We start from the raw sequence: 13185 nt of genomic DNA on the forward strand, positions 1-13185 counted from the left end.
ACGGGGTGTGCTGCGCGCGGCAGAGATGCTCCCGCCGGGCTACTTGCCGTCCGGGTTGGCTACCCGGAGGATGCGGTGCAGGCTGAGCAGGATTGATCCTGCGGCGCTCGGCGTGCCGGCCCCGTTGCCATCGGCGGCGGTGCGGTCCTCGAGGGAGGCGACCGCCGCGTGGGCCGCCTGGAACAGCTCTGCCTGCCGTTCGGCGTCGTCCTCCTCCGCTGCACGAAGCACCTCACCCACCGCGGAAAGGGCCTCCGCGAGCGGTTCGCTGTAGGGCAGGGGGATGGTGAAGGGCATGTCCTCGCTCCAGATGACGTCGGCAAGCACCTCTGTCATGTCCTGGATGTGGAAGGTGATGTGCTCCAGGTCGCGGACGCTGCGGTAGTCCTTGTCCACGTCACGCGGGTGGAAACGGCGCCGCGGGTTTTTCGCCCTGCTGGCGTCAGCCTTCTGGACTGCTGCCCGGACCGAGCGGGCCGACTGGGCCAGGTCCTCGGACCGGCGCGACCAGTCCTCGTGTTCGGGCGGCCATTTTTCGTGCATCGCGGCGCCCATGTCGGACAACTGGCGGGCCAGGGACAGCCGCAGCTCAGCGAGGCTGAGGGCGGCCGCGTTGAAGTGCAGCGGCGGAAACACCAGCAGGTTCACGGCAATGCCGACCACCACGCCCACGCCCATTTGCAGCAGGTAGCCGAAGGAGAAATCGTCCGGATTCTGCCCGCCTACCAGCAGCACCAGCAGGGCCGCCGTCGGAATCCAGTCCCGGCCAGCGCCCAGGCGCGGGAGCCCCGCGAGCAGGACGCCCAGTGCCATGACCGCTGCCACGGTGAGGGGCGTGGCCCCGAAACTGATGAGAAGGAAGGCCAGGCCGATGCCCGTTCCCAGGCCGACCAGGGTCTGGAAGCCCTGGCGCATGGAGCCCGACACGTTCTCGTACATTGCCACCAGTGCGCCGAGCGGGGCGTAGTACGCGTACTGGGCGGCGCCACCGGGCATGAGCGGGGCCACCCAAAACGCGATACCTGCCGCCAGGCCCGCCTTGGCGGCGAGTTGAAGGCGCGGTGCGGCGAGGGCCCGGGTAATCCTGGTGGCCACTGACTGCCAGATCCTGCGTGGCAGCGGGTCACGGGCCGCAGTCCGGTGCTGCTCCGAGGTGCTCATCGGGTCCCTGCGGTGCTAGCCGGCTCCGTGGCCGGGGGCCACTTCCTCGCCGGCCCTGACCGGTCCCGGCGGAGTGCCCTGGCCGAAGGGGCTGCCCCCCAGGGACTCCCTGCCATGGGCGGTCAGCCACCCGGACAGCTCCGGGCCCGCGGGAACGATCTGGGTGGGATTAATGTCCTCGTGCACGATGTAGTAGTGCTGCTTAATCTGCACGAAGTCGATGGTGTCCCCGAAGCCAGGCGTCTGGAAAAGGTCCCGGGCATAACCCCACAGCGCAGGCATTTCGGTGAGCTTGTTCCGGTTGCACTTGAAGTGGCCGTGGTAGACGGCGTCGAAGCGCGCGAGGGTGGTGAAGAGCCGGACGTCCGCCTCGGTGATGGAGTCGCCCACCAGGTACCTCTGGCCGGAAAGCCGTTCCTCGAGCCAGTCCATCGCGTTCCACAGCCGGGTGTAGGCAGCATCGTAGGCCTCCTGGGACCCGGCGAAGCCACACCTGTAGACACCGTTGTTGACCTCGGTGAAGACGCGCTTGTTAACGCTGTCGATTTCCGCGCGCAGGTGCTCCGGGTACAGCTGCGGCGCGCCCGGGCGGTGGAAGTCCGTCCATTCCGTGGAGAAGTCCAGCGTGATCTGGGGGTAGTTGTTGGTCACCACCGCGCCGCTGGCGACCTCCACCACCGCAGGAACCGTGATGCCGCGCGGGTAGTCAGGGAAGCGGCGGAAGTAGGCCTCCTGCAGCCGCTCGATGCCCAGCACGGGGTCCTTGCCGTCCGCGTCCAGGTCGAAGGTCCAGGACCGGGCATCGTGGGTGGGGCCGGGCTGGCCGAGGCTGATGGCGTCCTCGAGCCCCAGGAGCCTGCGCACGATGACAGTGCGGTTGGCCCACGGGCACGCCCGCGCGGCAATCAGCCGGTAGCGCCCCGGCTCCGCCGGCCAGCCTGGTTCACCGTTCGGCCCGGGGGTGCCGTCCCGGGTGATGCGGTCCTCGATGTAGTTGGTGTCCCGGGTGAACTCGCCGCCGGTGACATAGGCGCCCTTTGTACTGTGGGGTTCCGTGCTGCGCGGCTCCGCGCTGTGGAATTCCCTGGGCTGCGATTCCGCGGCGTGGCGTCCCCTGCTGTGTGCTTCGACTGTGCTGGCCTTCTCACTCATGGAACCAGACTATGTTGCCGCCCCAAAGACCCGCGACATCGGCAGCCAGGCAGCCACCCAGCACGCCGCCACCACCAGCGAGAACAGGGCGATCCAGACGCCCGACGGCACGGCGGTGGCGCGGTAGAGGATGTAGGCGTCGGAGGACCGCAGCTGGTCGCGGCGGCGGAGGTGGACGTTTGTGAGCTTGAGCAGGTCCCGGACGGCGGCGACGAGGAGGGCCAGGCCCAGGATGATGGCCACATGGCCGGTGAACTCGGCGGGCACATTGATGATCATGGCCGCCACCGCCACCACTGCCCCAAGGAGGATGAGCACGCCGGCGGCGTTGCGGATGAAGATCAGCGAGGCCAGCAGGACCAGCAGCCCGGCCGACAGGGCGGCCGGTCCCCAGCCGCTGAAGCCCGCCCACACCAGGGCGGCGCCGGTCACGCCGGGAACGGGATAGCCCCAAAAACCTGACCAGACTGCGGCGGCACGTCCCCGGGTGTACGAGGTCGTGGTGCCGCCGTGATTCAGCTGCAGCCGGATGCCGCCCAGCCGCTGGCCGCTGGTCAGGGCAGCAAAGGCGTGCCCGAGTTCATGGGTGACCGTGGCGAGCAGGCCGAAATAGCGCCACGTGGCGCGGGGAACGGAGAGCACCGCCGCAATAAGCAGGACAGCCACGAGCTCGGTGACGGAGACCGCGGGAACGGCCGTCTGGGTGAACCCGGCAGCCACCCGGTCCCACCATTGTTCGGGCAGGGACGGACCGGGGACTTGCACATAAACCATAGGAGTCAAGGCTACAGGGGCTTTGCCTTTCGGGTCCGGCTCATAGCCCGGGCAGCGTGGGCGGATCCTCCGTCAGCGATGAAGCGTCGTCCGGAACCACCAGATGCAGCATGCTTTCCACGGGGGCTTCGCCCATCGCGACAAGGAGCTCATTGATTGACATCTGCCCGGCAAGTTCACCGGGATGTTCCTCTTCCATACCTAGAACATATGTGCGAACGCTGCCGGCAGCGGCGAAAGACACGCGGCAACACCTGATCCCGGGCGTTGCCGGCCCCATGCAGTCCGGGGTTCTAGCAGTGCAGCCCGGCCGGGGTCCACGATTGAGGTACACACCACTCCCGAGAGAAGGAAATCATGGCCACGCTGAAGGAACGCCTGCACGGGGACGTCGTCGCACATCTGAAGGAGCACAACAAGGTGGCCCTGGGCACCGTGCGCAGCGTCCTGGGCGAGATCGAAACCCGGGAGAAGTCCGGCAAGACGCCGGTGGAGCTGGACGACTCGCAGGTGACGGCACTGCTGCAGAAGGAGGCGGCGAAGCGGCGCGACACGGCCCGTATCTACACGGAAGCCGGGGAACCGGAGCGGGCCGCGGCGGAAGTCGCCGAGGCGGAGGTTATTGAGGCTTACTTGCCGAAGGCCCTCTCCGCCGCTGAAGTGGAAAGCATCGTGGACGAGGTCATCGGGGGTTTGCGGGCTGACGGCACTGAGCTGTCCGTGCGGCACATGGGCGCCGTGATGAAACCGGTCACGGCCCGAGTGGCAGGCCGCTTCGACGGAAAGGCCGTGAGCGACATCGTCCGTCAGCGGCTCACCTGAACAAGCTGCGTGCCACGGCCCCCAGGCAACCTCCAGGCAATCGACACTGTCCGGCAATGGGAGGACGATAAAGGTACACCAACTGTTAGGAGGTCGGTGATGTGCTATTCATCGTGTGAGGGATGGCGGAATTACAGGAAGGAAGCGGCTAAGGAGGCCGAGGGACGCCCGGAAGCAAGGCCGGCCGAGACCCCTGAACCCCAGGTGCAGGCCGAGGAAAGCAGGATGTGGGCCTACCTCGCCAGGCTGGAGGAAACCGCTGACCGTGAGCCTGACCGCATCCGCGAGAACGCATAGGCACAGCAAAGAAGGGCCCCGCCGCTGCGGGGCCCTTCTTTCTGCCTTCCACTCTTTCGGCCTTCTGCTAAAGGAGGCCTGCCGCTATGTCCTGCCCGATCCGGCGCAGCAGGGCGGAGGAGAGCTGGGGGTCCCTGGCCGAGTCCCGGTCGGTGTACTCTGCCAGCGTGTAGACCCGGCTCAACGCCATCTCGGCCCACCGCTCCCGCGGGAGCAGCGACCGGCCAGCCACCGCGATGATCGGACGGCCGCCCGAGCGCCGGGCGACGGCGGCAGGAAGTTTCCCGGCCAGGGTCTGTTCGTCGATGCTTCCCTCGCCGGTGATGACGACGTCGCAGCTGTCCTTTCTGGTGTTGAAGTCCAGCAGGTCCAGGAAGTAGTCGGCGCCGGACACCTGTTTGGCCCCCAGCAGCAGGCAGGCGAAGCCGAGTCCTCCGGCGCTTCCGGCGCCTTCGTGACCGGCCAGGGATTTGGCCCGGTGGTCGCCCGCCTCGGCCAGTTTGGACACGTAGTGTGCCAATCCGTTGTTGAGGGCTGTGATCTCTTCCGCTCCGGCACCCTTTTGGGGTCCGAAGACGGCGGGTGCGCCTTGGCGCCCGAGCAGAGGGTTATAGACGTCGCTGGCGACGATGAGTTCCGTCTCGGCCAGTTCCGGCAGGCCGGTCCGCTCGACGGAGCGGATCTGCGCCAGGGTCTTGCCGCTGCCGGAGAGCTGGCGGCCCTCCGCATCCAGGAAGCGGTAGCCGAGGGCGGTGAGCATGCCCATGCCGCCGTCGGTGCTGGCGCTGCCGCCCAGGGCCAGGACGACCCTGGCCGGGTTGAGGCTGAGGGCGAAGAGGACTGCCTCGCCGAAGCCACGACTGGAGGCATCCAGCGGTTCCAGCTTCCCGTTCGGCAGTAGCGCCAAACCGCAGGTGTTGGCGACCTCGACGACGGCGGTGGTTCCGTCAAACGCGATGCTTGCCTGGACGGGCTGCCCGGTGGGCCCGGCCACGGTGTAGCTGCGGCGGGTGAAGCCGGAGTCAACGGCGGCATCCACGCTGCCGTCACCTCCGTCTGCCAGGGGGAGGAGTTCGCACCGGACCGCTCCTACTCTGCCGGACGCGTCAGTTACGGAGCGCAGCCCGGCGGCCAGGGCCTCGGCTACCTCGCCGGCGGTGAGGCTGCCTTTGAACTTGTCGGGTGCGATGAGGGTCCGGACGGTTTTCGGGGCGGTTGGGCTGGTCATATCAGACGGTTTCCGAGTAGGCGGGGCGACGGTCGTTTGTGGAGGGTGTGGCGTCGGCGGAGGGTCCTGCGTGCCTGGCGCTGGTTTCCTTCGGAGCGTGGTGGCCGTACTCGGCCAGGTCGTCGTCGATGTCGGTGGCTTCGTCGAGGTGGACGGGGTCCTCGGATGGCATGGGTTCGACGGTCTCGCCGTTGAAGACGCGGCGGACACGGTCGGCGTCGAGGGTGCGGTCCCACCAGGCGATGAAGAGGGTGGCAACGGCGTTGCCGGTGAAGTTGACGAGGGCCCGGCACTCGGACATGAACTTGTCAATGCCGAAGATGAGCATGATGCCCGCGGCGGGGATGGTACCGATGGTGGTCAGGGTTGCGGTGAGGGCGATGAAGCCACCGCCGGCCACGCCAGCCGCGCCCTTGGAAGTCAGCAGCATGACGGCGAGCAGGCCGAGCTGCTGGCCGATGGTGAGGTCCGTGTTGGTGGCCTGGGCGATGTAGAGTGCGGCCAGGGAGAGGTAGATGGCGGCGCCGTCGAGGTTGAAGCTGTAGCCGGTGGGGACAACGAGGCCCACGGTTTCCTTCTTGACGCCGGCGTGCTCGAGTTTGCGCATCAGGCCGGGCAGGGCCGGTTCCGCGGTGGAGGTGCCGAGGATGAGCATGTATTCCTCTTTGAAGTGCTTGAGCATCTTGAAGATGTTCAGCTTCAGGAAAGCCATGATGGAGCCGAGCACGATCACCACGAAGAGGATGGAGGTGATGTAGAACAGGGCGATCAGTCCGCCCATGCTGGTCAGGGACGAAACACCGAACTTGCCCACCGCGTAGGCCATCGCACCGAAGGCACCGATCGGAGCGGCCTTCATGATGAAGCTCAGGATCTTGAACATCACCCCGGTCAGGCGCTGCACGCCGTCCAGGACCGGTGCGCCGACCTTGCCCATGGCGTTCAGGGCGATGCCAAAGACCACGGCGATGAAGATGATCTGCAGGATGTCGCCCTCGACGAAGGGACCGACGATGCTCTTCGGGATGATGTGGGTGAGGAACTCCCACCACTGCTGGTTCTGGCCGGCATCAATGAGTTTCGCAGCAGATTCCGAGGTCTCGATCTTGCTGGCATCGGCGTTGACGCCTTCGCCGAGCCGGAAGATATTGATGGCCACCAAGCCGAAGGTCATGGCGCAGATAGTGCCGATCTGGAAGTAGGTCAGGGCCTTCAGGCCGGTCATGCCGACCTTTTTCAGGTCCGCGACACTGGCGATGCCGCCGACGATCGTGAGGAACACGATCGGGCCGATGAGCATCTTCATCGCATTCACAAAGGTGGTGCCGATGGGTTCCATGGCGACGCCGGTGCTCGGCGCAAGCCATCCGACGAGGATTCCGACGACGATGGCGGTCAGCACCCAGAAGTACAGCTGCCTGTACCAGCGGGTCTTGCGGGCCGGCGCGGTGCCGGCGGTGGTGATGTGGTCCATGATTCCTACCTCATTGTGGAATGTCGCTGGAGTGGGTAAGTGGCGTCCCGAGGGCCCCGACGCGAGCTTGCGAGCGCTGGGAAGGGACCGCCACGGAAGTATTGGGGGAATGCTCTGGAGAGCGGACGACGGCGGCCGGCCCGGCCGCCGTCGTACCTTTCAGTAAGCGGACGTAAGCGGCGTCCGGGGGTCCCAACGCGAGCTTGCGAGTGTTGGGAGGGGACGTCCTCGCTAGACGGCGACCGGGGCGAGGGTCAGGGCGGCGATGATCGCCTCGGTGACGTCGTCGGTGGTGGATTCCCCGCCGACGTCGCGCGTCAGGTGACCGGCGCCGGTGGTCTGCTCAATGGCGGCCTCGACGCGGCGGGCTTCCTCGTGCAGGCCGAAGTGGTCAAGCATCAGGGCTGCGCTGGCGATCGCGCCGATGGGGTTGCTGATGCCCTTGCCGGCTATGTCGGGCGCTGAGCCGTGTACGGGTTCGAACATGCTGGGGAAGCGGCGTTCCGGGTTCAGGTTGGCGCTGGCCGCCAGGCCGAGGCTGCCGGCCAGGGCCGAGCCGAGGTCGGACAGGATGTCGGCGTTCAGGTTCGATGCAACGACGACGGACAGATCCTCGGGGTGCAGGATGAACTTGGCGCTCATCGCATCGACAAGGACGCTTTCGGTCTGCACGTCCGGGTAATCCAGGGCCACCCGCTTGAAGGTTTCATCCCAGAGGACCATGCCGTACTGCTGGGCGTTGGACTTGGTGACCGAGGAAACCTTCTTGACCGTGCGGGTCCGGGCCAGGTCGAAGGCGAAGCGCATGATGCGCTCGCAGCCCTTCTCGGTGAACAGTGCGGTCTGCAGGGCGACTTCGTTGCCCGGACCGCGGCCACTGAGGTTGCGTCCGCCCAGTCCGGCGTATTCGCCTTCGCTGTTCTCGCGGACCACGATCCAGTCGAGTTCGGTGTTGTCCGCCTTCCGCAGCGGGGACTGGACGCCGGGGAGGAACTTGACCGGGCGGATGTTGGCCCACTGGTCGAAGTTCTGCGTGATGTTAAGGCGCAGGCCCCAGAGGCTGATGTGGTCCGGGACGTTTTCCCAGCCGACGGCGCCGAAGTAGATGGCGTCGAAGTCCTTCAGAACTTCCAGGCCGTTGGGGTCCATCATCTGGCCGGTCTTTTCGTAGTAGCCGCAGCCCCAGGGGAACTCCGTCCACTGGAAGGCGAACTTGCCGCCGGAGTTCTCCGCCAGGGCGTCCAGTACGCGGCGGCCTGCGGACACGACTTCCTTGCCGACGCCGTCTGCGGGGATTAAAGCGATGCTGAATGTCTGGTTGGCACTCATGCCGACCTCCTCGTTGAGTGTGTTGACAGCGTGATCCTGTTAGCGGGGTCACACCGTTTTTCTTCCTCTTCAAGTAGACGATCCGGCGGCTACGCGCGTCCAAGACTTACTTTCGATACGGGAGATAGGATCTGCCTATCAGTCCGGAACCTGCCCGGCGTCGGGATCCGGTGCCACGTGCAGCTCAGCAACCTTCAGGAACGCCCGGGCGGCAGGCGTCAGGTCTTCCCTCCTGCTCAAAATCGCAACATCGAGGTGGGAAACCGGTTCGATCAGCAGTGTACGGAGGCCTGCCTTGTGTGCCGTCGGGGCCCAGGAGGAGGGCATGACGGCGTGTCCGACGCCGGCCAGCACCAGGGGCAGGATGGAGGTCCGGTGTGCCACTTCGACGACGATTTCGGTGTTCACGCCCCGCGCCAGCGCGTCGTCCACGAGCCAGCGCATCAGCGAACCGCGCTGGCTGGCGATCAGCCGGTGGCCGCCCAGGTCTTCCCGCTGGATGGTGGTCCCAGTGGTGAACGTGTCCGCCTGCGGGTTCACAATGAGGATCAGCGGCTGGCGTTCGAGGTCCAGCACGTTGACTCCCGGGACCCGGATGGGGCTGGCTGAGCCGGCGAGCCCAATCTCCGTGCTGCCGGTCCGGACGGCTTCAATGACCTCCTCCGGCGTAAATGCTGCGCTGACGTTGAGGCGGACCTCCGGATGCAGCCTGGTGAACGCGGCGGTCATGGACGTCAGCGGCTCGATGCCGGGGGAGGGCATGGTGATAATGTCCAGGCGGCCGCTCCGCAAGCCGCGGAGCGCCTGCACGGCTGACTGGGCAGCGTCCAGGTCGCGCATCACCAGCCGGGCGGGGCCCACAAGTTCCTTTCCGGCCTCGCTCAGGACAGCCCGGCGCCCGATGCGGTGGAACAGCGGCACGCCTAGGTCCTTCTCCAGGCTGGCAATGGTCTGGGACAGGGACGGCTGCGCGATGAGCAGGTGTTCGGCCGCGCGGTTGAATCCCTCGTGGTCAACCACCGCCAAGAAATACTTCAGCTTTCGCGTGTCCACGCCAGCTCCTATCCGGTCCCCTTTGCTGTTTGCCCCGGAACTGGCTCTGCGATGGCTACTGCGGTGGCGCCGCATGCCGGGGCCCTGATAGCTTACGCCTATCAGCGGCCGGGGTTGGTTGTGCTTGGGGTTGGTGTGCTTAAGGGCTGTCCGCGAGCCGGCGGATCTGCTGGCATACTCTGAGCATGGCCGTCACCTTCGAAAGCACCACACGGACAACCATCGGGATGACCGAGCTGTTTGACCTCTCCCGAAGCATCGACGCGCACAAGCAGTCGATGGCCAACTCCCGGGAGGAAGCTATTGGCGGTGTCACGTCCGGGCTGATTTCCCTGGGGCAGGAGGTGACCTGGCGCGCCTGGCACTTCGGGCTGCCGGTACGGATGACGAGCCGGATCACCGCGATGGAGGCACCCCGCTACTTCGTTGACGAACAGGTCCGGGGACCGTTCCTCCGCTTTCGCCACGTCCACGAATTCAAAGATGTCCCGGACGGAACCGTCATGGTGGACCGGATCGACTTCGCGGCGCCCTTCGGCCTCGTGGGACGCCTTGCGGAGAAGCTCTTCCTGGCGCGCTACCTCCGCAAGCTCATTGAGAGGCGCAACCTGCACCTGACCGCCGGCGTGCAGTCTTCATAGGCGTACGGGCTTCATAGCCCGGCCAGAAGCGGTGGTTAGCCCGAATCACAGGCTTCGCTCACGGGCCCGCAATGAGCTCTGCGACCCGGTCCAGCTCTTCCTCGAGATTATAGAAATGGCTCGCCAGCCGGATCCTGCCAGCCCCGGACGGACACCACCACGTTCGCATGGCGCAGCCTGGCCATGACGGCGTGAGGGTCGTCCAGGGGAACAGAGACGATCGTGGATCGGTGCCGTTCGGGGAACGGACCACCCCGTTACGGCGGGGCGTTCCCCAGAATAAATCCAGACGCTCGATAAAAATAGCCTGAAAACGTTAACGTGAAGGGCCAGCCCGACTGGCGCGGGCTGGCCCTTTAATAGGCGGCGGGGTTAGAGAGGCCGCCGGGCAATCTTCCTGACCCAGGCCGGGCTCTCGATGCCCTGCTTCTTGTCTGTCGACAGGCGGAGACGGGCAGCACGAACAATGACGCGCTCCTGTGCCGGACTGACATATCGCTTCGGGCTTTCGTCCGCAGTCTTCTTTTCGGCTACTGCACTCATTGCTCACCATCCTCAGGGTCGTCTGTCACCCCATTGTCCGGCAACGGCGGCAACAGGTCCAGCGTGGCCTCGCCGTTCTGGAGGGGTCGCTTCCAGGCTTCGGCAATAATCTCGGCCTCCTCCGGACCGGCCAGATTGCTGGTATTAAGGAGCTCCAGCACAGCGAGGCCCACATCCTGCTTCTCCTCATTTTCGTCCATGGCAGCTTCGAACGCCCATTGGGCGCGGCGCCACCACTCGGCCCGGCTGTCGGCTTCACGCTTCTGGGCCAGCGCCTTTTCATCGGCGACGGTGCGTTGCCGCAGAGTGTTCCAACCAATGAATGCAGCAAGCAACGCACCGAGCAGGACTGCCAAGGGGCCCAGTGCTGCCAGAATCTGCCACCACTCGGCGGGCCCGGTGCGGACGAAGACATCCAGCGGAGTCGGTGAAGGGTTTGGGGTCACCGAACCAGCCTAGGCCGTGTCACGCCAGCCACGTGCGTTTCAGGCGCCTGCGCGGCCCGGGGGCCCCTGGCCGGCTACACCGGTGACGGCCCTCCGGGTTCGACGAAACGCTGGGTCCGCTCGATCTCCACAACCTTCGGGTCCGTTTCATCAGCGCCGTAGTCAGACCGGCGCGTCCTGTCCTCGCCCTGGGGCACCTTGAGCGCACGCAGCACCAAAGTAAGTACGACGGCGACAATCAGGTTGAGCACGAACGCCGACACGGCGATGTACACCGTGAAGTCGGTCCCCGGGACGGGAGCAATGGAGCCGCCGAAGTGTGCGCGGGTGACGGGGTTGATGACGTTGTAGGCCGAGGCGGTGCCGAAGGCTATGCCCACGGCCCATCCGGCCAGCAGCGCCCACCGGTCGAACCACCGCGTGTAGAGTCCTGCGACAACAGCGGGGAATGTCTGCAGAATCCAGATGCCGCCCAGCAGCTGCATGTTGATGGCCGCGGACTGGTCCATGGCAATGACGAAAATAAGCGCGCCGACCTTCACCACCAGGGAGACGATCTTGGACACCTTCGCCTCGGTCTTTGGGTCGACATCAGGCCGGAGGAAGTCCCGGTAGATGTTGCGGGTAAACATGTTTGCCGCGGCGATGGACATGATCGCTGCCGGCACCAGCGCCCCGATGGCGATGGCTGCCAGGGCCACTCCAGCGAACCACGCTGGGAAGTGGTCCAGGAAGAGCTGTGGGACCACGAGCTGGGGGTTGACCGACCCGTCAAGGTCGATCGGCCTGGTGCCTGCCTTGATGGCCACGAAACCCAGCAGCGCGAGGAAACCGAGCATGAGGGAGTACAGCGGCAGAATCGCGGCGTTGCGCCGGATCGTGTTGCGCCCCTTGGACGCGAGCACGCCGGTGATGGAGTGCGGGTACATGAACAGCGCCAAGGCCGACCCGAGCGCCAGTGTCCAGTAGGCCGAGAAGTTCGCAGCCGACGGGATGAACACCCCGGTGGGCTTCCCTGTCGCTTCGTTCACGGTGTCCAGCTTCGTCTTCGCCGCTCCGAAGATCGCGTCCCAACCGCCGAATTTGATCGGCAGGTAAATGACCGCGACGATCACCGCGAGGTAAATGAGCAGGTCCTTGACGACGGCGATCATCGCCGGCGCCCGCAACCCCGAGGTATAGGTGTATGCGGCCAGCACGACGAACGCCAGGATCAGTGGCAGGTCTGTCAGCAGCACGTTCTCGGAGCTGCCCAGCCCGAGCACCGTCAGCACAGCCTTGATGCCCACAAGCTGCAGGGCGATGTAGGGCATGGTTGCCACGATGCCGGTGACGGCGACGGCAAGGGACAGCCACCGGCTCCCGTAGCGGCCGCCCACGAAGTCCGCCGAGGTGACGTAGCCGTGCCGATGGGACACCGACCAGAGCCGGCTCATGATGATGAAGATGATCGGGTAGAGGACGATCGTGTACGGCACCGCGAAGAAGCCGCTGACCGCGCCTGTGGCCCACATCGCCGCAGGAACGGCAACGAACGTGTAGGCGGTGTAGAGGTCGCCGCCCAGCAGGAACCACGTGATCCACGTCCCGAAGCCGCGTCCGCCGAGCCCCCACTCGTCCAGGCTGTGCAGCCCCTCGCTTTCCGCCGTTCGGCGCCACCGGGCGGCCATGAAGCCCATGACGGCGACGATGACAAAGAGCAGCACCACGATGATGAGGGCGATCCAGTTGATCTCGCGCCCGTTCATGGCCGTTCATCTCCGTTTGCTGCGTCGCCGTCGAGCCCGGTAGCGCCAGCGCGGGCCGCTGCCCGCCGTCGCCGGTCTTCCGTTGTCACAAGCCAGTACGCCACGCCGCTCAAGGCTGCGGAAATGGGAACCCAGAGGAGCTGGTACCAGTAGAAGAACGGGATGCCGCCCAGAGTCGGGGCGTTGAAGGAGTAGGTCTGCGGCATCAGCGGGAGCAAGATCGCCAAGGAAAGTAATACGCCGGCGACGACGTACGGCCCGCGCCGCGCCGGGCCACGGGTTGCAGTGTTGCGGGTTGGCCGTCCGGTGCCCGGGGGAGCCCCAGAGTCGGGGCGCTGTTTCGGGTCATGACGATCTTGATGGGACACCCGACGACCTCCTTGTCAGCCCGTCTCCCGGACTCGCGGTTCCCGGAGGCCGGTGAGGCGAAGGTTACAACTGTTGCCCTCCAGTTCCTTTTTACGCCCGTCGGCGGCGCTCGGGAAGAGCGCAGACAGTGCCGTCACAGTCAGTAACG

Annotated in this window: 15 protein-coding genes; 3 read left to right on the forward strand and 12 right to left on the reverse strand. The window is 66.0% G+C overall.

The window, feature by feature from the left end:
* Window positions 1-39 precede the first annotated feature (39 nt).
* The 4 genes from QF036_RS14395 to QF036_RS14410 are packed head-to-tail and all read right to left on the reverse strand — an operon-like array spanning window position 40 to window position 3286.
* On the reverse strand, window positions 40-1161 hold the full coding sequence (locus QF036_RS14395) for an FUSC family protein (RefSeq protein WP_307102905.1): 1122 nt from the start codon (window positions 1159-1161) through the stop codon (window positions 40-42).
* Window positions 1162-1176: 15 nt separating this feature from the next.
* Window positions 1177-2313, reverse strand: coding sequence for a glutathione S-transferase family protein (locus QF036_RS14400; RefSeq protein ID WP_307102907.1), 1137 nt, complete (start codon window positions 2311-2313; stop codon window positions 1177-1179).
* Between the two features lie 9 nt (window positions 2314-2322).
* Complete coding sequence (locus tag QF036_RS14405; RefSeq protein ID WP_307102909.1) at window positions 2323-3087, reverse strand: M50 family metallopeptidase; 765 nt, start codon at window positions 3085-3087, stop codon at window positions 2323-2325.
* Between the two features lie 40 nt (window positions 3088-3127).
* Complete coding sequence (locus tag QF036_RS14410) at window positions 3128-3286, reverse strand: hypothetical protein (RefSeq protein ID WP_175304982.1); 159 nt, start codon at window positions 3284-3286, stop codon at window positions 3128-3130.
* A gap of 158 nt (window positions 3287-3444) precedes the next feature.
* Between QF036_RS14410 and QF036_RS14415 the strand changes: the two genes are divergently transcribed.
* Together QF036_RS14415 and QF036_RS14420 are read left to right on the forward strand one after the other, a co-directional pair.
* Window positions 3445-3909, forward strand: coding sequence for a GatB/YqeY domain-containing protein (locus QF036_RS14415; RefSeq protein WP_307102912.1), 465 nt, complete (start codon window positions 3445-3447; stop codon window positions 3907-3909).
* Between the two features lie 99 nt (window positions 3910-4008).
* Complete coding sequence (locus tag QF036_RS14420; protein ID WP_306923678.1) at window positions 4009-4206, forward strand: hypothetical protein; 198 nt, start codon at window positions 4009-4011, stop codon at window positions 4204-4206.
* Window positions 4207-4273: 67 nt separating this feature from the next.
* Here the strand turns inward: QF036_RS14420 and QF036_RS14425 are convergent, their stop codons facing one another.
* The 4 genes from QF036_RS14425 to QF036_RS14440 form a co-directional block, all read right to left on the reverse strand.
* The gene (locus QF036_RS14425) at window positions 4274-5434 is read right to left on the reverse strand and encodes a glycerate kinase (protein WP_307102914.1); all 1161 of its coding nucleotides are present in this window, start codon (window positions 5432-5434) and stop codon (window positions 4274-4276) included.
* A gap of 1 nt (window position 5435) precedes the next feature.
* Window positions 5436-6908 (reverse strand): C4-dicarboxylate transporter DctA, encoded by a 1473-nt coding sequence (gene dctA, locus QF036_RS14430; RefSeq protein WP_307102916.1) that lies wholly within the window; start codon window positions 6906-6908, stop codon window positions 5436-5438.
* 231 nt (window positions 6909-7139) lie between these two features.
* Window positions 7140-8237, reverse strand: a complete 1098-nt coding sequence (locus QF036_RS14435) for a tartrate dehydrogenase (RefSeq protein ID WP_307102918.1) — start codon at window positions 8235-8237, stop codon at window positions 7140-7142.
* A 138-nt stretch (window positions 8238-8375) separates the two neighbouring features.
* Window positions 8376-9290, reverse strand: a complete 915-nt coding sequence (locus QF036_RS14440) for a LysR family transcriptional regulator (protein WP_307102920.1) — start codon at window positions 9288-9290, stop codon at window positions 8376-8378.
* A 185-nt stretch (window positions 9291-9475) separates the two neighbouring features.
* Between QF036_RS14440 and QF036_RS14445 the strand changes: the two genes are divergently transcribed.
* Window positions 9476-9931 (forward strand): SRPBCC family protein, encoded by a 456-nt coding sequence (locus QF036_RS14445; protein ID WP_307102922.1) that lies wholly within the window; start codon window positions 9476-9478, stop codon window positions 9929-9931.
* Between the two features lie 372 nt (window positions 9932-10303).
* Here QF036_RS14445 and QF036_RS14450 read toward each other — a convergent pair whose 3' ends face one another.
* From QF036_RS14450 to QF036_RS14465, 4 genes are all read right to left on the reverse strand, one after another.
* Entirely contained in the window at window positions 10304-10474 is a 171-nt protein-coding gene (locus tag QF036_RS14450; protein ID WP_003802276.1) for a hypothetical protein, read from the reverse strand.
* A complete protein-coding gene (locus QF036_RS14455) occupies window positions 10471-10920 on the reverse strand; it encodes a hypothetical protein (RefSeq protein ID WP_307102925.1) in 450 nt (149 codons plus the stop codon). Before QF036_RS14455 ends, QF036_RS14450 begins: the two co-directional genes overlap by 4 nt.
* A 74-nt stretch (window positions 10921-10994) precedes the next feature.
* Window positions 10995-12668 carry a monocarboxylate uptake permease MctP gene (mctP, locus tag QF036_RS14460; RefSeq protein ID WP_307102927.1) on the reverse strand — a complete coding sequence of 558 codons (1674 nt, stop codon included), beginning with the start codon at window positions 12666-12668 and terminating at the stop codon, window positions 10995-10997.
* Window positions 12665-13036 (reverse strand): DUF3311 domain-containing protein, encoded by a 372-nt coding sequence (locus QF036_RS14465; protein WP_307102930.1) that lies wholly within the window; start codon window positions 13034-13036, stop codon window positions 12665-12667. Before QF036_RS14465 ends, mctP begins: the two co-directional genes overlap by 4 nt.
* Window positions 13037-13185: the final 149 nt, after the last annotated feature.

It is taken from the genome of Arthrobacter globiformis, from assembly GCF_030817195.1.
Lineage (GTDB): Bacteria > Actinomycetota > Actinomycetes > Actinomycetales > Micrococcaceae > Arthrobacter > Arthrobacter globiformis_D.

Bases quoted from the DNA above. Each gene is read 5' to 3' on its own strand.
- QF036_RS14395 (WP_307102905.1), bottom strand. From the start codon at position 1,161: ATGAGCACCTCGGAGCAGCACCGGACTGCGGCCCGTGACCCGCTGCCA.
- QF036_RS14400 (WP_307102907.1), bottom strand. From the start codon at position 2,313: ATGAGTGAGAAGGCCAGCACAGTCGAAGCACACAGCAGGGGACGCCAC.
- QF036_RS14405 (WP_307102909.1), bottom strand. From the start codon at position 3,087: ATGGTTTATGTGCAAGTCCCCGGTCCGTCCCTGCCCGAACAATGGTGG.
- QF036_RS14410 (WP_175304982.1), bottom strand. From the start codon at position 3,286: ATGGAAGAGGAACATCCCGGTGAACTTGCCGGGCAGATGTCAATCAAT.
- QF036_RS14415 (WP_307102912.1), top strand. From the start codon at position 3,445: ATGGCCACGCTGAAGGAACGCCTGCACGGGGACGTCGTCGCACATCTG.
- QF036_RS14420 (WP_306923678.1), top strand. From the start codon at position 4,009: ATGTGCTATTCATCGTGTGAGGGATGGCGGAATTACAGGAAGGAAGCG.
- QF036_RS14425 (WP_307102914.1), bottom strand. From the start codon at position 5,434: ATGACCAGCCCAACCGCCCCGAAAACCGTCCGGACCCTCATCGCACCC.
- dctA (WP_307102916.1), bottom strand. From the start codon at position 6,908: ATGGACCACATCACCACCGCCGGCACCGCGCCGGCCCGCAAGACCCGC.
- QF036_RS14435 (WP_307102918.1), bottom strand. From the start codon at position 8,237: ATGAGTGCCAACCAGACATTCAGCATCGCTTTAATCCCCGCAGACGGC.
- QF036_RS14445 (WP_307102922.1), top strand. From the start codon at position 9,476: ATGGCCGTCACCTTCGAAAGCACCACACGGACAACCATCGGGATGACC.
- QF036_RS14450 (WP_003802276.1), bottom strand. From the start codon at position 10,474: ATGAGTGCAGTAGCCGAAAAGAAGACTGCGGACGAAAGCCCGAAGCGA.
- mctP (WP_307102927.1), bottom strand. From the start codon at position 12,668: ATGAACGGGCGCGAGATCAACTGGATCGCCCTCATCATCGTGGTGCTG.